Below are 19,782 nucleotides of genomic sequence, written 5' to 3'. Positions count from 1 at the left end.
GCATTAATCATGAATATTGATCAAGATGCTCTTAAGAACTTCCAAGCAAGTAAGTTCGATTTTGTTGATGCAAAGGGTAATGATGTTGATTTTAACAATCTGAATGAAGATGTTAAATACACCCTTCGTGATGGTGAAACTATTGTTCAAGATGACATGACTGTTAAGGATGTTGTCGACACAATCAACGATGAATATGGAAAGACTATTAATGTCTGATTCCAATTCACAAAATAACAGTATTAATTAAACGCCAATTTCAGGTAAAAGATCTGAAATTGGCGTTTTAAGTATTAGGGTAGGTTAATTATGCGGAGCGTAGTCGTCCATTGATCATAGAAATTACCCTTTTGCCATTCATTGATTCGTTTATTGTTAACCCCGACTGACTGATTTAGGTATGTTACTCCATGGTGGGTAAGCGGGGGATGGATTCCGTGAAGGTGACCGTAAAAAACGTAGCGGACAACATTTGAATCTTCTAGGAGGTTGCCGAGACGATCACTCCCCATCATGGCGTTAACCATTTGATAAAAGTATTCTCTTCGGGGAGTATTAACCTCTTTAGGCTTAGGTGCAAGCAGTTCGTGACGAGGAGCAAAGTGGGTAAGGAAAATAACAGATTTATTATTTTCCCTTGCTAAATTTAATTGATGCTTGACCTGTGTAATAACTGTGGCCATTCTTTCTTGATCTGAGATTGGCTGATCAATAGAACTATCGAGCCAGTAAACATTCTTCCATGCCTGAACCTTTTTTAATTGATCGTGATAAGCCGAAAAGGAATAATCGTACCAGCCGTTATTCCCGATTACTCTCCAGTTACTATTTGGAAGATCAATAAATTGATTATGAATATAGGATGGAAAATGAGGATGTTCTGCTTCGTTAAAACTGAGATTATTTAACATGTCATGGTTACCAAGAATATAGGCAATTCTAGTGATTGCCGTTAATTGCTGTAAATGCTCAAAATAGGATCTTGTTTTGGAAAAATCATTGAAAATATCTCCAGCATATAGGTAATAGTCGAGGTGGTTTGCGTTAAGCCAGTGTGCTTGAAATTCTAACGCATCGTTGATATTTACCTTATTGACATCTAGGTGGTTATCACTGCTAATTGCAATTTTAATTTCTATCGTCTTCTTTCGTAATGTTAGAGAGTGATTTTGACTGTTATCATTGCAGAATAAAATTAGAACGTCAATTTTTTATGATTATTTTTAATTTGCCCTTGCAAAATGAGTAGGAAACCTATATAGTATTTAACTGTTGTCTTTTGAAATCAGCAAATTTAAATTGGGTATACCAATTTAATTGTGTTACTTATTATTACTCTTGTGTTTAAAGAATATAATATGAAAAAAGTATCATATTATATTGACAAGTTAGTTGGAAGTAAGTATAATGATATTACTGGTTGAGATAAATTAATCAAATTTGTTGTTGACCAGCTTGATGAAAGATGATATATTATAAAAGTTGTCTGTTGAGAATAGTTGATGAGCTAATTTGAAAAATATCAAAATTAACTGTTGACATCCTAAAAGACATCTGATATAATAGATTTGTTAGTCAGCACTTGTTGCTGACTAAGGTAGACCTTTGAAAACTGAACAAAGTTTCGACGAATCAAATGTGTAGGGTCTTCAATCATAATGATTTGAAGCAAAACATTTGCGAAGTCAATTCGCTTAATTAATTTGAATTAGAGCTATTCAAGTTCTTATATTTTATATGAGAGTTTGATCCTGGCTCAGGATGAACGCCGGCGGTGTGCCTAATACATGCAAGTCGAGCGCACTGGCCCAACTGATATGACGTGCTTGCACTGAATTGACGTTGGATTCCCAGTGAGCGGCGGACGGGTGAGTAACACGTGGGCAACCTGCCCTGAAGCGGGGGATAACATCTGGAAACAGGTGCTAATACCGCATAACAACGAAAACCACATGGTTTTCGTTTCAAAGATGGTTTCGGCTATCACTTCAGGATGGGCCCGCGGTGCATTAGCTAGTTGGTAAGGTAACGGCTTACCAAGGCGATGATGCATAGCCGAGTTGAGAGACTGATCGGCCACAATGGAACTGAGACACGGTCCATACTCCTACGGGAGGCAGCAGTAGGGAATCTTCCACAATGGGCGCAAGCCTGATGGAGCAACACCGCGTGAGTGAAGAAGGGTTTCGGCTCGTAAAGCTCTGTTGTTGGAGAAGAACGTGCGTGAGAGTAACTGTTCACGCAGTGACGGTATCCAACCAGAAAGTCACGGCTAACTACGTGCCAGCAGCCGCGGTAATACGTAGGTGGCAAGCGTTATCCGGATTTATTGGGCGTAAAGCGAGCGCAGGCGGTTGCTTAGGTCTGATGTGAAAGCCTTCGGCTTAACCGAAGAAGTGCATCGGAAACCGGGCGACTTGAGTGCAGAAGAGGACAGTGGAACTCCATGTGTAGCGGTGGAATGCGTAGATATATGGAAGAACACCAGTGGCGAAGGCGGCTGTCTGGTCTGCAACTGACGCTGAGGCTCGAAAGCATGGGTAGCGAACAGGATTAGATACCCTGGTAGTCCATGCCGTAAACGATGAGTGCTAGGTGTTGGAGGGTTTCCGCCCTTCAGTGCCGGAGCTAACGCATTAAGCACTCCGCCTGGGGAGTACGACCGCAAGGTTGAAACTCAAAGGAATTGACGGGGGCCCGCACAAGCGGTGGAGCATGTGGTTTAATTCGAAGCTACGCGAAGAACCTTACCAGGTCTTGACATCTTGCGCTAACCTAAGAGATTAGGCGTTCCCTTCGGGGACGCAATGACAGGTGGTGCATGGTCGTCGTCAGCTCGTGTCGTGAGATGTTGGGTTAAGTCCCGCAACGAGCGCAACCCTTGTTACTAGTTGCCAGCATTTAGTTGGGCACTCTAGTGAGACTGCCGGTGACAAACCGGAGGAAGGTGGGGACGACGTCAGATCATCATGCCCCTTATGACCTGGGCTACACACGTGCTACAATGGACGGTACAACGAGTTGCGAACTCGCGAGAGTAAGCTAATCTCTTAAAGCCGTTCTCAGTTCGGACTGTAGGCTGCAACTCGCCTACACGAAGTCGGAATCGCTAGTAATCGCGGATCAGCATGCCGCGGTGAATACGTTCCCGGGCCTTGTACACACCGCCCGTCACACCATGGAAGTTTGCAATGCCCAAAGTCGGTGGCCTAACCATTTGGAGGGAACCGCCTAAGGCAGGGCAGATGACTGGGGTGAAGTCGTAACAAGGTAGCCGTAGGAGAACCTGCGGCTGGATCACCTCCTTTCTAAGGAATAAAACGGAAACCTACACATTGTGGAAACTTTGTTTAGTTTTGAGAGGTTTACTCTCAAGCTTGCACTTTGAAAACTAAATAATATCAATTTTCTTTATTAATTAACAAAACAAACCGAGAACACCGCGTTATTTTGAGTTTTTTAGAAATTAATCGCTAACTCAATTAATCGGATAATCACGAAGTGATTATCAAGGTTAAGTTATGAAGGGCGCATGGTGAATGCCTTGGTACTAGGAGCCGATGAAGGACGGGACTAACACCGATATGCTTCGGGGAGCGGTAAGTACGCTTTGATCCGGAGATTTCCGAATGGGGAAACCCAACCAACTTAGTCGTTGGTTGCTTGACTAGTGAATCTATAGCTAGCAAGCGGTAGACGCAGTGAACTGAAACATCTCAGTAGCTGCAGGAAGAGAAAGAAACATCGATTCCCTTAGTAGCGGCGAGCGAACGGGGAAGAGCCCAAACCAACGAGCTTGCTCGTTGGGGTTGTAGGACTGAACATTTGAGTTACCAAAGAGCGACGTAGTCGAAACAGTTGGGAAGCTGTGCCAGAGATGGTGAAAGCCCAGTAGACGAAACGGCACTCTCTCAGTTCAGGATCCTGAGTACGGCGGGACACGTGAAACCCCGTCGGAAGCAGCGAGGACCATCTCGCAAGGCTAAATACTCCCTAGTGACCGATAGTGAACCAGTACCGTGAGGGAAAGGTGAAAAGCACCCCGGAAGGGGAGTGAAATAGTTCCTGAAACCATGTGCCTACAAGCTGTCGGAGCCCATTAATGGGTGACGGCGTGCCTCTTGCAGAATGAACCGGCGAGTTACGATTGCATGCAAGGTTAAGGTGGAAAAACCGGAGCCGCAGCGAAAGCGAGTCTGAAATGGGCGTACGAAGTATGTAGTTGTAGACCCGAAACCAGGTGACCTACCCATGTCTAGGTTGAAGGTGCGGTAAAGCGCACTGGAGGACCGAACCCGTGTCAGTTGAAAATGGCTGGGATGAGGTGTGGGTAGCGGTGAAATTCCAAACGAACTTGGAGATAGCTGGTTCTCTCCGAAATCTCTTTAGGGGGAGCCTTGGGAAAAAGAATCGTGGAGGTAGAGCTACTGTTTGGACAAGGGGCCCGTCATAGGTTACCAACTTCAGATAAACTCCGAATGCCATTGATTTATGCCCAGGAGTCACACGATGAGTGATAAGATCCACCGTGTAAAGGGGAACAGCCCAGATCACCAGTTAAGGTCCCTAAATATATGCTAAGTGGAAAAGGATGTGGAGTTGCATAGACAACTAGGATGTTGGCTCAGAAGCAGCCACCATTTAAAGAGTGCGTAATAGCTCACTAGTCGAGTGATTCTGCGCCGAAAATGTACCGGGGCTAAGCATATTACCGAAACTGTGGATGTGCACTACGTGCACGTGATAGGAGAGCGTTCTAAGGGCGGTGAAGCTAGACCGTGAGGACTGGTGGAGCGCTTAGAAGTGAGAATGCCGGTATGAGTAGCGAAAGACAGGTGAGAATCCTGTCCACCGAATGACTAAGGTTTCCTGGGGAAGGCTCGTCCTCCCAGGGTAAGTCGGGACCTAAGCCGAGGCCGAGAGGCGTAGGCGATGGATAACAGGTTGAGATTCCTGTACCAGTTAACTGCGTTTGACGATGGAGGGACGCAGGAGGCTAAGCAAACCTCACGATTGGAAGAGTGGGGCCAAGCAGTAAGTCAGGATGTGAGTCAAATGCTTACATCCGGGTTGACAAGCTGTGATGGGGAGCGAAATTACAGTAGCGAAGTTGCCGATGTCACACTGCCGAGAAAAGCTTCTAAGGAGCACGTTAACTGCCCGTACCGCAAACCGACACAGGTAGTCGAGGAGAGAATCCTAAGGTGAGCGAGTGAACTCTCGTTAAGGAACTCGGCAAAATGACCCCGTAACTTCGGGAGAAGGGGTGCTGGTCGCAAGACCAGCCGCAGTGAATAGGCCCAGGCGACTGTTTATCAAAAACACAGGTTTCTGCAAAATCGTAAGATGAAGTATAGGGGCTGACGCCTGCCCGGTGCTGGAAGGTTAAAAGGAAGGGTTAGCTTCGGCGAAGCTCTGAATTGAAGCCCCAGTAAACGGCGGCCGTAACTATAACGGTCCTAAGGTAGCGAAATTCCTTGTCGGGTAAGTTCCGACCCGCACGAAAGGCGTAACGATCTGGGCGCTGTCTCAACGAGAGACTCGGTGAAATTGAAATCCCTGTGAAGATGCAGGGTACCCGCGACAGGACGGAAAGACCCCATGGAGCTTTACTGTAGCTTGATATTGAGTGTTTGTACTGCTTGTACAGGATAGGTAGGAGCCATAGAAGTCGGAACGCTAGTTTCGACGGAGGCGTTGGTGGGATACTACCCTTGCATTATGACCACTCTAACCCGCAGCACTGAACGTGCTGGGAGACAGTGTCAGGTGGGCAGTTTGACTGGGGCGGTCGCCTCCTAAAAGGTAACGGAGGCGCCCAAAGGTTCGCTCAGAATGGTTGGAAATCATTCGCAGAGTGTAAAGGCACAAGCGAGCTTGACTGCGAGACAGACAGGTCGAGCAGGGACGAAAGTCGGGCTTAGTGATCCGGTGGTTCCGCATGGAAGGGCCATCGCTCAACGGATAAAAGCTACCCTGGGGATAACAGGCTTATCTCCCCCAAGAGTCCACATCGACGGGGAGGTTTGGCACCTCGATGTCGGCTCATCGCATCCTGGGGCTGTAGTCGGTCCCAAGGGTTGGGCTGTTCGCCCATTAAAGCGGTACGCGAGCTGGGTTCAGAACGTCGTGAGACAGTTCGGTCCCTATCCGTCGCGGGCGGAGGAAATTTGAGAGGACCTGTCCTTAGTACGAGAGGACCGGGATGGACATACCGCTGGTGTACCAGTTGTTCCGCCAGGAGCACCGCTGGGTAGCTATGTATGGACGAGATAAACGCTGAAAGCATCTAAGTGTGAAACTCGCCTCAAGATGAGATTTCCCATTCCTTCGGGAAGTAAGACCCCACAAAGATGATGTGGTAGATAGGATGGAAGTGGAAGTGCCGTGAGGCATGGAGCGGACCATTACTAATCGGTCGAGGACTTAACCAAGTTAAGCGGTAAGGTTTGGAAGAAGAGCGATATTGTTTAGTTTTGAGAGCGCAAGCTCTTGCCCGGAAGGGTAAGTGTGGTGATGATGGCTTGAAGGATACACCTGTTCCCATGCCGAACACAGAAGTTAAGCTTCAACACGCCAAAAGTAGTTGGGGGATCGCTCCCTGCGAGGATAGGACGTTGCCACGCAATGAAGAAAGACCAATTCAGTAATTAAAGCTGAATTGGTCTTTTTGTTATATGAGCCGAGTTTAACGATTAGGTCTTGCTGTAGCTCATAGTAGCCGGAACTTTTGGTCGAGAACAAAGAACACTGTAGGGACTTTAACTTAAACGCTTGTAGCGAGCAAGATTAGTAATCACATTAAGAACCACGGAAAGTTGTTAATTGTAAGTATACTTAAACCTATTTAATATTGACAAATTTAACTGCCTTAAAAACTAGTAATAACGACCATAGAAACTAGATATTAAAAATGAAGCTGGCTTGTGGACGATGAAATTCTAATATTCTTAACTGAACGGCAAATTGAAAAAAGGTATAATTATGGGAAAAGGAGGAAGCTAAGATGGAACTTGATCAGGTTAGGGTAGCTCAATTAAGTGATCTTAAGGGAGTTACAGCATTATATAAAGCAGTATGCGATCATCAATTATTAGATAAGTACGGTGCTAAGTGGACCTGGGGTGAGTACCCGAGTGCTAATGGCTTACGTGACTTTATTCAACAGGCCACGGTAGTAGTTGGGGTTAAGGATAACCAAATCATCGCAGCCGGAGTGATGACGACTGGAGAGGAATATCCTGATGTTAACTGGCCCACTAAGGTAAATGAACGAGAAATTGGTATCTGGCATTTGATTGCAGTTCATCCAGATTATCGGCGAACAGGGGTTTCTCACCAGCTTTTGGATGGCCTACTCAACGAGGCAAGGCGAGAAGGAAAAAGGGTAATTCACCTTGATGTCTTAGCTGATAATCTTCCTTCTGAGAAGCTTTATTCAAAAATTGGTTTTCGGCTCATCAAAGAGCTAATCATTCATTATGATGATATTGGAGATCAACAAGCTAAGGTAATGGAATATCAATTATAAGATAACCGTTCTCTGGCAGGTATTACTGTTAGAAAACGGTTGTTTTTATTTGAAAGTAGATTGGTGATTCTTAATGATCCACATTAGCAAGTGATAAGTAATTATTTTAATTTATTGAACAAAAGGCGTTAAAATCATCTATTTACGTCACTATAATTATCATAATTATGAATTATAAAATATAGTATTTATGATAAAAATGCGACATATTGATTTAATAGATGAAAATTATTTCATTACAGTTATTTGCGATTTAAAGAAAATTTTAGACTTTTATTGCCAAAAAATTTCAAATCATATTTATCGGTTGAAAGACAGATGAAGTTACTGCTATAGCAACAAAATAGCTTTATAAATAGTAAAATTGTCTAACTACTTGCTCTTATTTTTCAAGTGATTAATTTAAAGAATAAAAAATAATTGATAAATAAAATTATTGCGGCTACAATGATAATAGCATCAAACGATTATTTACGGAGGAAGTTGGTATTGTGAAAAATCGGAAGAGGATAAGTGATAAAGTTCTAGTCGGAACTGTGGCCGTTACTGGTGCCACCCTTCTTGGAGCTTCTACTTTAAACGCACAAGCTGATACTGTGCAACAGACAGTTAAGAATAACGATGTAAATGTTAACCCACAGACGCCACAACAAGCGGCTCAGCAACGTGTTGATACTGCTCAACAACAGGTCAACACTCAACAACAGGTTGTTAATTCTGGTGTGCAAACAGTTAATAGTGCTCAAAATACGGTTAAAGCTGATCAATCTGCAGTCAATGCTCAACAAGCAGTTGTAAATAGCGTTGCAACTGAAGCAAATTCTGCTAGTGCGGCAGTTGAGTCTGCCGTTACAAGTGCAGCTCAGAACCAGAGTAATGTTCAATCCGCTGCTAGTGCTGTTCAAGCAGCTAATAGTGCTGTTTCTGATCAACAATAAGTAGTAAATAGTAATAATGCTCAGGTAAATAGCGATCAAAGTGCTGTTAGTTCTGCTAAGGAATTGCAGGCAAGTGCCGAAGCGCGGTTAAGTGACTATATTGTTGCTTCACAGGCTGCAGCAACTTCTGCCTTTAACTTCGCGTTAGAAAATGCGCAAAAAGCAGTTAATGACCAGCAGGATGCTGTTAACGCTGCTTCACAAGCTGTTAATACGGCTCAATCAGCAGTTCAAGCTCAACAAAATGCTGTTTCAATTGCCCAACAAACAGCTTCACAGGCTGCTGCTCAAGTAGCTAAGGATGCTTCTGCGGTTGCTGATGCTCAACAACGTTTGGATGCATTGAAGAATAACGGTAGCAATGATAATGTCACCGCAACTGCTCAACTGCAATCAACAATTTCTCAATTACAAAAGCAATTGGCAAATGATAAGCAAGCAGCTCAAAATGCACAACAGATGCTTGAATCTGCCCAACAAAATTATGATCATGCTACTGCTGCCCAAAAAGCAGCTGAAGAAAAGGTTAACCAAACTAAAGCTGCTTTAGCAAAGGCACAACAAGCAGTTACTACTGCTCAAGCTAACGCTGACGCTGCTCAACAAAAGGTGGCCACTGCTAAGGCTGATGCGCTAAAGGCCCTAGAGACCTACAATAATTACAAGAATGATAACGGTGTACCAACTGTTAAGACACCAAGCGATATTGTTCAACAGTATGAAAGCTACATTAACGGTAATCGTTACAATAGTCCACAGGTTAAGTCTGATTGTGCAGAAGGAATTACTCTGAATGGTGGAGATCCTGCCAAGGGACTAATGTCAACAGGTTGGACAAGTACTGACGGTGGTAAGACATGGACTCCGTTATTGAAGACTAACTACCAAGCAACTGCTCAGGATAAGGCTGAGAAGGTTGACCCAAGAAACATGACAGCTGCTCAGCAAACCGAGATTACAAAGTTTGCCGCCCAGATTGTTAATAGTTTCCGTGATAGTTTCCAATCTACAGCTGCTGGTGCCGCTCACAGTTACGGAAAGGTTAAGGTTTCACCTTACGCAACTGAACTTGGTAACCAAGTAATTGACGGTGCTTATAATAATAGCGGTTGGAATAAGAGTAGTAACGCTACTGGTTCACCACACAATGAAAATGGCATGGTTACTGCCGCTAATAAGGCTGGTCTAAACACTGGCTTTGTGGGCGAAAACCTTTCAACCGGGTTACTACTTGATCCAGCTTCTCTTCATATTGCTGGCCTTAAGCAAAGTATGTCAATGGCTGACGTTAAGCAAAGTATCTACGCTGGAATATTAGCGATGATCTACCAAGATGTTGAAAATGCAGCTGATGCTTCCCTTTATTATGGATTCGGTGGTCACACTGAAGCATTCCTTAATGATCCAAAGGGAATGAACGGTATTTCCTATGATGATAATGGTAACCAGTACATGACCGTTACTATTGATAAGGATGGTTGGGTTCACTACAACTTCTTTGACGATGGCCATGCTAATGCAGAAGTGAAGAACAAGCTTGCTCAAGGGGCAACCACTCCTGAAAACGTTAGTGCTGCACAAATCAACAATGCTCACAATGATTACCTTCAAAAGGAAGGTGCAGTTACCACAGCTCAAACCGCTGCAACGGCTGCCCAAAACGGGGTAACAACAGCACAAGCTAATGTTGCGACTGCCCAAACTGCAGTTAATAACGCTACTGCTGCTCAACAACAAGCAGCTAACGAGGCACTTAACCAGAAGGCCGTTATGGAAAATGCCCAAGCAGCGGTTAACTTAGCAAACGACAAGATCAATGACTTGCAAGCTAAGTTAGCTAAGGTTCAAGCAGACTTGAATGCTATGAACGGTAGTGTTCAAGATAAGGCTCGTCAATTAGCCCAAGCTCAGACTAACTTAGCTGCTGCTCAACAAAAGCTAAATGCTTCGAAGAAAGTTCAAGCTAGTCGGGATGCTGCGGTTAACGAAGCCAATGCTAAGTTAAACCAGTTACAACAGAATGTTCAAGCAAAGCAAAATGACTTGCAACAAGCCCAAAGCGAACTGCAAAACAAGAAGAAAGAGTATTCTCAATTGAATAGTCAAATTCGGTTAGCTAAGGTCTTTGGAACATCTCTTGCTGCTGTTTCACCACAGAGCAACTACGAAAAGGCAATTAGTGATGCTAAGAAGGCAGTTGCTAGTGCTCAACAAAAGTTAAGTGATGATACCCAAATTTACAAGGCAAGTCAGGCAAAACTTCAAGAATTAACTGCAACGGTTAGTCAACTTCAGACAATCTATGAAGCGGCTCTTTCAAATGCTAAGAAGTCTGATGCGGTTCAAAATGATGCAGCCGTTAAGAAAGCTAAGACTGCTTTAGCTGCTGCTCAGTTGAAGGTTCAAGTTGAAACTGGAAAGTTAACGCAACTTAAGGGAACCTTGGATAAGGATCAAACAACTCTTGACGTTGCTAATGGTGATTTAACTAAGGCTCAAGAAAAGCTTAACAGTCTTCAAGGTGAATTGAAGCGTGCTCAGATTACTCTTGATGGTTTGAGTCACCCATATATTCCTTCAACCCCTATTGCTGAAGAAACAACTTCTGAAGACGAAACTGCTACAAGTTCAAACGCTACTAATGGCGCTAGTTCAGCTACTGACCAAACTGAAACGAACTCAACAAGTGATGACAATGCTTCAACAACTTCTGCGGTTGCCAACGATTCTTCACAAAATGAAACTCAAGAAGCAAACGTTACGACTGAGGCTAACAATGAAGAAAATGACCAACAGGTTCTTACCAGCAAGGTTCAAAACCCAGGTAGTTTGAACCGGGCCTCCGAAGAAGCATCTGTAAAGAGTGAAATTGCAGCTCAGATTGCAGCGCGGAATGCACACGTTGCTAACGATAACATGATGGCTGGCTTTGATGATCCGTACGATAATTACTATGACCTTCAACAAGAAGCTGCAAGTATTCCATCAGCTCCACTTGAAGGGTATACTCGTCAACTTGGCGGTGGAAAGATCAACGCTAAGCTTGAAGCTGCTATTAAGAGTGGTCAAATCAAGTTGCCTTCAAGCAACACTAAGTCTGAAGCAAAGAAGTAACCAAAAGTTAACAAGGATAGCCTTACAGCCATGACGGTTGTAGCTGCAGGTGCTGCCCTTGCTACCGGAGCTTCATTGAATAAGAAGCGGAAGAACAAGGTTGTTAAGAAGCTAGAAGACAATGAATAGTTAAAATCTGAGTTAAATTACTCAAGATAAAAAAAAGTGAAGCTGAGAATTAAGTTTCTCGGTCTCGCTCTTTTATATTTTTATGATAAGTTATTAGGGAAGATAAATGAAGATTGAGGAATATGATGACAGAAAAAGCAACGATAAAAAATGCAATTTTAAATGGCTTATACGATCGAAATTATCAAGGCCACCAGCAATTTACGCCAAGATTGATTGGAAATGAAGATGGCACAATTTGGGAAACGCTTCATTATGAGTTAATGAATTGTAAGTCATTTACTTGGGCGGTAGCGTTTATTACCAGTGATATGCTAACGCCACTTAAAGTTGTCTTGGCTGATTTGGATCGGCAAGGGATCCAAGGAACACTTATTACTAGCGATTACCTTGGCTTTAATTCTCCGCAGATGTTTGCGGAACTACTTAAGATTCCTAACTTAAAGGTCATGGTTACTACAGTTACTGGTTTTCACACTAAGGGGTACTTTTTCACTCATGATGACTATTCAACGGCATTAATTGGAAGTGCAAACCTTACCCGAGCAGCATTGCTCCAAAATCATGAAACAATGTTGAAGGTAACCTCAAGCCAAAATTCGACCTTGTTTTCGCAAATTACCACTGGAATAAGGCACCTTCAAAGTGAAAGTTACCCGTTAACTAAAGAATGGATTACAAATTACGCTAAGAGTTGGCAATCATCAAAAGCAAATAACAGTTTAAAACAAAATAGCCAGAAAATTATCCCAAATCAAATGCAACGGACGGCCCTGAATGAACTTCAAGGCTTAATCAATCGTGGGGCACACCGGGGATTAGTGATTTCGGCAACAGGAACAGGTAAAACCTATTTAGGGGCATTCGCTGTTAAGGAGAACCAGCCACAGAAATTTCTCTACGTTGTTCACCGAGAACAAGTTGCACGAAAAGCGATGCAGAGTTTTCGGCGGGTTATTGGCGGTTCACAGGAGGATTTTGGCCTAATTAGCAGTCAACACCATGACTTTTCGTCACGGTACCTTTTTGCAACGGTCCAAACATTAAGCCAAAAGAAGATCCTTGAGAAACTCTCTCCCCAAATGTTTGACTTTATTCTCGTGGATGAAGCACACCGGGCAGCGGCTCCTAGTTATCAACGATTAATGGATCATTTTAAGCCGAAGTTCTGGTTAGGAATGACGGCAACTCCAGACCGGATGGATAACCAGGATGTTTACGGAATCTTTGACTACCATATTGCTTATGAGATCCGTCTCCGTGACGCTTTGAATAACGACATGCTAGTTCCATTTCACTATGTAGGAGTTCAGGATTACGAAGCCAATGGTGAAGTGATTGATGAGACGACCAATTTAAAACGGTTAGTAGCTAGTGAACGGGTGAAGTATGTTTTAAAGCAGTTAGAATACTATGGCTACTGTGGCCGACAACCGCGAGGACTGGTTTTCTGCAGTCGGCAAGCGGAAGCCCGTGAAATAGCAAAACAGTTTACCGCTTTAGGTCATCCGGCAATTGCATTAACAAACCAAGATAGTAATTATCAACGCCAAGAAGCTGTAAAGCGACTGGAAAATGGTGAACTTGAATACCTGATTACCGTTGATCTCTTTAACGAGGGAGTTGATATTCCGTCATTAAATCAAATTGTGATGTTGCGAAATACTGAATCACGGATTGTTTTTCTTCAACAGTTAGGTCGCGGATTACGGAAATACCCAGGAAAAGACTATGTGACTGTGGTTGATTTTATCGGTAATTATAAGCATAATTACATGATTCCATTGGCGTTAAACGATGATTCGAGCCGGGATCAGGATCAAGCGCGGCGTGAAGTCCAACTTCCGCAGAATATTGGTGTTTCCACGATTAACTTTTCACGGGTTGCCAGTGAACGAATCTTAACCTCACTGGATAAGACGAAGCTTGATTCAATCGCGGAACTTCGTCGAGCATACCGTGAGTTGGAACAACGCTTGGGTCGAGTACCGCTATTAATTGACTTTCTTCAATCTAATTCAGTATCGCCCGTTGTTTTTGCCCGCAATAAGCTTCTTGATAATTACGGAAGCTTTTTGGTTAAAATGGGCGAAAAAGTAAAACTAAACCAGTATGAAAACCAAGTCTTAACTTTTATTACGAAAGAACTTTTAAGTGGAAAACGGGCGCACGAACTAATCCTTCTTTCACTGCTAAAGGATCAGGAGGTCACTAAGAAACAGTTAATTGGTGCTTTAGAACAAAATAGCTGCTATGTTAATGAAGCGGTTTTACGTTCCCTAACAGATATTCTTAGTTTACGGTTCTTTGATGTTAAGGCTGGAAAGCAAACGAAGAAGCAACAGTATGGTGATCAATCAATCGTCACGGTTAACCAGGAAACTTACCGGTTGAACTCTCAAATTAAGAAGTCGCTAAAACAAAATTCAGATTTTCAACGACTCTTTATTGATGTGCTTAAAACCGGGTTAACTCTAAGTAAAAAATATGATCAACGCCAGCAATTCACCCTTTATCAACAATATGATCGGAAGGACGTTTGTCGGTTATTAAACTGGCCATTAGACGTTAGTGCTCCGATGTACGGCTATCGGGTTGCCGAAAATGAATGTCCAATTTTTATCACGTATCATAAGAAGTCTCCAAACCAACGGAATGCAATATATGATAATCAGCTTCAGGATGGTCAATCATTACGTTGGTATACCCGCTCACCGCGTCATCTGTCTTCTGCCGAGGTACAGCGCTTGCTTGCGGGAGTTGACACAGGCCAGCAACGGGAGAAGTTACATCTGTTTGTCAAGCGGAGCGATGCTGTGGGAAAGCAATTTTACTACTTGGGAATTGCTAAGATTGATCCAGCTTCAGTAAGGGAAGAACTGCTTGGCGAAAAGAAAAAAGCGGCGGTGGGGATGAACCTCGTTTTAGAGCATCCGCTACCTACCACAATGACTAAAGTATTATTTGACTAGTGATTTTGCACTGATCTCTTTTAAACAACAAAGAGACCGAGATAATTCTCGATCTCTCAAAGTAAGTAAGATAGGTAGTTATCGCTACCTATTTTTTAGTTTATCATAATTGATTTAATAAGCAAATGATTATTAGACAATCCTCATATAATTGTTAAATTGATTATAAAGCGTTTTCATTGCCGGAATATTAGCACTAGTCAACGGAAACTAGTTGGATTAAAATAGAAGAAATCGCAAATAAAGGGTGGTTAAGGTGAAAACGGTAAAAATCGGGAACACAAACTGGCAAGTATCGAATATTGCATTAGGAACGATGCGAATGGGAAACTTGGCGGTTTCTAAAGTAGTCAATGCTTTACAAGCTGCTCATGAAGTTGGAATTAACTTTATCGATTCGGCAGATATTTATGGTAATGACCCGGAGTTAGGAAGAGGTTCATCAGAAATCCATTTTGGCGAGGCTCTGGCACAGAGTGGATTAACCCGGGAAAACTTCTTTATTCAGTCTAAAGTGGGGTTGTTTGCAAACGCGGATAATCAAATCACGCGATACGATTCATCCAAGTCTCATATCCTTAAGGCCGTCGATGGTATTCTTAGCCGGATGAAGGTTGATTACTTAGATTCCTTACTAATTCACCGTCCAGACCCGTTAATGGACCCTAGTGAGGTTGCTGAGGCGTTTGATGAACTTCAAACTGCAGGTAAGGTTCGTCATTTTGGTGTTTCTAATTTTAATCCTCAACAAATAGAACTACTACAATCAGTAACAGATCAACGGCTATTGATCGATCAACTTCAATTTGGCTTGAAGCACACGGGGATGATTGATTTTGGTCTGCACACAAATATGACAGATGATGGGTCAGTTAACCATGATGGCGGTCTTCTTGATTACTTACGATTGAAAAAAATGACTATTCAGACATGGTCGCCATTTCAGTACGGGACTTTTGCGGGAACATTTATTAACAATGAGCAATTTCCAAAATTAAATGCTGAATTAGCTAAGCTGGCTGATAAGTATGGTGTTAGCAAGAATGCGATTGCGGTGGCTTGGATTTTGAAACACCCAGCCAATATGCAGGTCCTAATTGGAACAATGAATCCGCAACATATTCAAGATAGTGTAGCAGGAAGCGATATTACACTGACTAACCAAGAGTGGTATGACTTATACCTTGCTGCGGGGAATACTTTGCCATAAAAGACTTATGAAAAACTACCAAACTTTTTATCGACGAATTACTGGGCCACTTATTCAACATCCCTGGCTAATTCATGGTCTTCGCTGGTTAAATAGAGCAATTGTGGTGGGAATGTACGTTTCATATATTCTGTTATTGCTTTGGGCTGCCCTTTTTGCAGGTGGTATTAATGAGCTTCTTCCGTTAGTGTTTATTCCGGGAGTTGGGTTTGTTCTTTTATCGTTAATTCGGAACCACCTTAATTACCCACGACCATATGAAGAATGGCCAATTAAACCGCTGATCACGCGAAAGGGTGGTGGCGATTCTTTACCTAGTCGTCACGTGTTTTCGGCAACTGTGATTGCAATGAGTGTGATGAGTGTTTCGCGAGTGTTCGGGTTAATCTTATTGACGCTTGCGGTGATTCTAGCCATAGTCCGTGTAATTGGCGGAATTCATTATCCTCGGGATGTTATTGCCGGGTTCTTCTGTGGCTTGGCATGCGGCATTGTACTAGTAATTTAAATTTTAATAACAAAAATGAAACGTTATAAATAATTGCTTTATGCCCGGTTATTCATTATGTGGGCGCTTGTCGCAATAATCAGCCCTACAAAACTTACAGCAGCGATAACATTACTCATAATAGACATCATATTGAACAACTCCTTTTAACATAATTGTTTTTCTTCTAACGGGATTCAACAACCCCTCCACAAAGTATATTAACATGTTTTGAAGCCCGTGATGATAATAATTAGATAAGCTTTTGCTAAGCGAATTTCTTAAAAATCAGGGGAGTTTATTAACAAATTCTTAGTATTTGTTAGCGCTTACATGACGACCCTCTAATTTAGCGTGATCAGCTTAAGTTTTTTAATTTAAGATTGGAAATGCTATCGCCGCAAAAGAATAAATGTTAAATTTAATTATTGATAACTAGATGGGCGGGTGAGAAAATGTCAAAACAAATGAAAGGAATCCTCTTGGCAGCCGGTGGCGCTTCGTTATGGGGCGGATCGGGAGCTGCGGCGCAATACTTATTTGAACAAACGAGCATCACCACTCCATGGTTGGTGGCAGTGCGGTTGCTTTTGGCGGGAATTGTCTTAACGATGGTTAGTTTACTTAAGATGCCCCAACAAGTCCGCCGAATAGTCAGTCATCGCCGCCATTTAGTTTCGTTAATTAGTTTTGCTCTTTTGGGGACGCTTAACTCACAATTGACGTATTTTTTGGCAGTAAAATATAGTAACGCACCAACAGCGACTGTAATTCAATATCTCCAACCAGTAATTATTATTATTTGGCTAGCCATTGCTCAGCGACAGTGGCCACGACGAATTGATTGCATCTCAATCATCATTGCGCTAATTGGGACCTTCTTGTTAGTTACTGGAGGTCATCTTGGAACGTTAGCGTTAACGCCAGCCGCTATTTTCTGGGGGCTTTGGTGTGCTGTGGCTGCTGCACTATATACCTTATTACCACGGCCACTACTTACAAATTTCGATGCGTTAGCGGTTTGCGGACTTGCAATGCTTTTAAGCGGGCTCGGGATGTTGCCAGAAATCATCATTTACCGGTTGCCATCATTGAATCTGCTGGAGTGGATCTTGGTTGCCTATATTGTTGTTTTTGGCACAATGTTTTCTTACACAATGTTCTTGCAGAGCATGCGCTATATTAGTCCAGCAGTTACGGGAATTCTTAGTGCTTTTGAGCCGCTCGTTGCGACATTCTTAGCAGTAACACTACTCGGGACGAAATTAACGGGAGCGGCAATTATTGGATCGGTATTAATCTTGTTAACTACTGTGCTTCAATCAATCCCATCAAACTACTATCAGAGAATTTTATTTTTTACTAATCACCATAAGCCAAAAAACTAAATAGTCAGAAAATGGACCTGCGCATTCGGTATTGATGTGTTCCTCTTTAGTCGGTGGAACCACATAGCGAATGTTGAGGTCCAATTTTATTATTATCTTAGGATGTCAATGAGGTTCTTATTAGCAGCTTGGCGAGCTGGAAGAATACCAAAAATTAATCCAACTGCTGCTGATGTCCCGAATGCGAGGAAGAAAGCATTCAGCGAAATGTGGGCATGAATATGGATTCCCTGACCGCCAATTGCGTTTGATAGTAATGGTGCCAATAAATGCGCTAATCCTGCGCCACCAAGGAAACCTAGTAATCCTCCCGTCACCGTTAAAATTACCGCTTCAACTAAGAATTGCATCATAATATTAAACGGTGTTGCACCAACTGCTAAACGAATCCCAATTTCCTGGGTTCGTTCCGAAACCGAAATATACATCATGTTCATTACCCCGATTCCAGCGATAAACAGTGAAATAGCAGCGATAAAGCTAATGAAGGTAGTAATAATCCTCATTTGTGAGGAGAATTGCTTCAAGGCTTTTTCCATATCAATATATTCATAAGTTCCTTGATTCCTTGCCGGGCCGTTTTTCGTTAAATACTTAGCAATCTTGCGTGAAATGCTACTAGCATTGACGCCCTGGCTAAAAGTCAGCTTTAGAGTATTTCCCTGAGTAGCTCCTTCACCATGATAATATAGCGAATCTGGTACTAAGAGATCGGCACCATATGGATTTTGATTGCCATCGCTTGTATATTGCCCCTGCGCTTTATATACTCCGATTATATTATAGGTGACATCATTAACTGTCACTGTTGTTCCCAGAGCATTTTGGGCTGTACCATATTGCTTTTTCGCGACTTTATCGCTCATTAAAGCACTTGCTTGACCTACCGTTAAATTATTTTCCGTGAAATTTTTTCCGGCAATCAGGTAAATTTGGTGACTCGGCTTTTTCAGGAGACTGACGCTAGTATTTTTAGTGGTATCACCAATCTGAGCTTGTGTTGAGAGGTTATCGGTTTCGCGCTCAATCTTGATATTGTTAATCTCGCCACCAAATTGAGTTTTAATGTTGTCGACTTCATCTTGGGTAAAGCCATAGGTATTGGAAGTGATGTTGTCAGGATTAAAGGCAATTTCAGTTGTTTGCTGTCCTTGCTTAGCGTTGTTACCGAATTTATCGTACATCGTCTGGGTAATTCCATCCCCAATTCCCAGGATTGCAATCACAGCCACAATTCCAATCATAATACCGATAATTGTCAGAAAACTTCGCTTCTTATTTGCTTTTAGTGATTGGATTGCCGTTTTAAATAATTCAATGACCTGCACGCTATTTTCCCTCCTTACTATCACTGATTACCCGACCATCAATGATTTTTATTACTCGCTCACATTGTTCAGCAACGTGGGGATCGTGAGTAACCATAATGATGGTTGTACCCTCTTGTTGGTTGAGGGATTTAAATAAGTTCATAATTTCTTGACTTGTTTCACTATCAAGAGCACCAGTCGGCTCGTCGGCGATCAAGAATTTGGGATGCGTTGAAATTGCCCGGGCGATCGAGACTCGTTGTTGTTGACCGCCAGACATATTTTTCGGTAATTGTTCCTCATAGCCTGCTAGACCTACTTGCTTAAGTACTTCAGAAACTCGGCCATTAATTTCTTTACGGGATTTTCCTGCATATAGTAATGGCAAGGCAACATTATCCGCTACCGTTGACTCCCGCAATAACTTAAAATTTTGAAAAACAAAGCCAACATTCTGGTTTCGTAAACTGGAAAATTGTTTCCGTGTGTAATCATGGATGGGGTGATCCTGGTAAAAGTAGGTCCCCTCAAAATCATCATCTAAGAAACCGATAATGTTAATGAGGGTTGATTTACCCGACCCGGATTCACCAATAATAGCGACTAACTCGCCTTGGTCGATTTCAATATTAATGTCATGCAGAACATGGAAACGGTGGCTGCCTTGATGATAATACTTATTAATATTCTTCAGAGTGATCAT

The 19,782-nt window shown here is 42.7% G+C and carries 11 protein-coding genes and 3 rRNA genes; 11 read left to right on the top strand and 3 right to left on the bottom strand.

The window, feature by feature from the left end:
- Nucleotides 1–9: 9 nt before the first annotated feature.
- Entirely contained in the window at nucleotides 10–219 is a 210-nt protein-coding gene (locus tag PRK60_RS08550; protein WP_102169567.1) for a hypothetical protein, read from the top strand.
- A 74-nt stretch (nucleotides 220–293) separates the two neighbouring features.
- Here PRK60_RS08550 and PRK60_RS08545 read toward each other — a convergent pair whose 3' ends face one another.
- On the bottom strand, nucleotides 294–1,082 hold the full coding sequence (locus PRK60_RS08545) for a metallophosphoesterase (RefSeq protein ID WP_316243098.1): 789 nt from the start codon (nucleotides 1,080–1,082) through the stop codon (nucleotides 294–296).
- A gap of 651 nt (nucleotides 1,083–1,733) precedes the next feature.
- On the opposite strand from PRK60_RS08545, the gene PRK60_RS08540 reads away from it, so the two are divergent.
- The 10 genes from PRK60_RS08540 to PRK60_RS08495 all read left to right on the top strand — a co-directional run bounded on the left by PRK60_RS08540 (nucleotide 1,734) and on the right by PRK60_RS08495 (nucleotide 17,769).
- Nucleotides 1,734–3,308 (top strand): 16S ribosomal RNA (locus PRK60_RS08540).
- 204 nt (nucleotides 3,309–3,512) lie between these two features.
- Nucleotides 3,513–6,434, top strand: a 23S ribosomal RNA gene (locus PRK60_RS08535).
- A 75-nt stretch (nucleotides 6,435–6,509) separates the two neighbouring features.
- Nucleotides 6,510–6,626, top strand: a 5S ribosomal RNA gene (gene rrf / locus PRK60_RS08530).
- The 16S, 23S and 5S rRNA genes sit together here, the layout of an rRNA operon.
- A 380-nt stretch (nucleotides 6,627–7,006) precedes the next feature.
- Nucleotides 7,007–7,531 carry a GNAT family N-acetyltransferase gene (locus PRK60_RS08525; RefSeq protein WP_102169514.1) on the top strand — a complete coding sequence of 175 codons (525 nt, stop codon included), beginning with the start codon at nucleotides 7,007–7,009 and terminating at the stop codon, nucleotides 7,529–7,531.
- A gap of 491 nt (nucleotides 7,532–8,022) precedes the next feature.
- Nucleotides 8,023–8,469 (top strand): hypothetical protein, encoded by a 447-nt coding sequence (locus PRK60_RS08520; RefSeq protein ID WP_273645980.1) that lies wholly within the window; start codon nucleotides 8,023–8,025, stop codon nucleotides 8,467–8,469.
- A 63-nt stretch (nucleotides 8,470–8,532) separates the two neighbouring features.
- On the top strand, nucleotides 8,533–11,583 hold the full coding sequence (locus tag PRK60_RS08515) for an SEC10/PgrA surface exclusion domain-containing protein (RefSeq protein WP_273645979.1): 3,051 nt from the start codon (nucleotides 8,533–8,535) through the stop codon (nucleotides 11,581–11,583).
- A 254-nt stretch (nucleotides 11,584–11,837) separates the two neighbouring features.
- Entirely contained in the window at nucleotides 11,838–14,684 is a 2,847-nt protein-coding gene (locus PRK60_RS08510; protein WP_178696278.1) for a DEAD/DEAH box helicase, read from the top strand.
- Between the two features lie 256 nt (nucleotides 14,685–14,940).
- Nucleotides 14,941–15,894: an aldo/keto reductase gene (locus PRK60_RS08505; RefSeq protein WP_102169517.1), complete on the top strand. Its 954-nt coding sequence runs from the start codon at nucleotides 14,941–14,943 to the stop codon at nucleotides 15,892–15,894.
- A gap of 7 nt (nucleotides 15,895–15,901) precedes the next feature.
- Entirely contained in the window at nucleotides 15,902–16,402 is a 501-nt protein-coding gene (locus PRK60_RS08500; protein ID WP_102169518.1) for a phosphatase PAP2 family protein, read from the top strand.
- 434 nt (nucleotides 16,403–16,836) lie between these two features.
- Nucleotides 16,837–17,769 carry a DMT family transporter gene (locus PRK60_RS08495; protein WP_216972461.1) on the top strand — a complete coding sequence of 311 codons (933 nt, stop codon included), beginning with the start codon at nucleotides 16,837–16,839 and terminating at the stop codon, nucleotides 17,767–17,769.
- Between the two features lie 92 nt (nucleotides 17,770–17,861).
- Here the strand turns inward: PRK60_RS08495 and PRK60_RS08490 are convergent, their stop codons facing one another.
- Both PRK60_RS08490 and PRK60_RS08485 read right to left on the bottom strand, forming a co-directional pair.
- Entirely contained in the window at nucleotides 17,862–19,097 is a 1,236-nt protein-coding gene (locus PRK60_RS08490; protein ID WP_273645978.1) for an ABC transporter permease, read from the bottom strand.
- Between the two features lies 1 nt (nucleotide 19,098).
- Nucleotides 19,099–19,782 (bottom strand): ABC transporter ATP-binding protein, encoded by a 684-nt coding sequence (locus tag PRK60_RS08485; RefSeq protein WP_178696274.1) that lies wholly within the window; start codon nucleotides 19,780–19,782, stop codon nucleotides 19,099–19,101.

This window comes from Limosilactobacillus portuensis, from assembly GCF_028607025.1.
Classification (GTDB): domain Bacteria; phylum Bacillota; class Bacilli; order Lactobacillales; family Lactobacillaceae; genus Limosilactobacillus; species Limosilactobacillus portuensis.
This window is presented reverse-complemented; position numbering and strand designations above follow the sequence as displayed.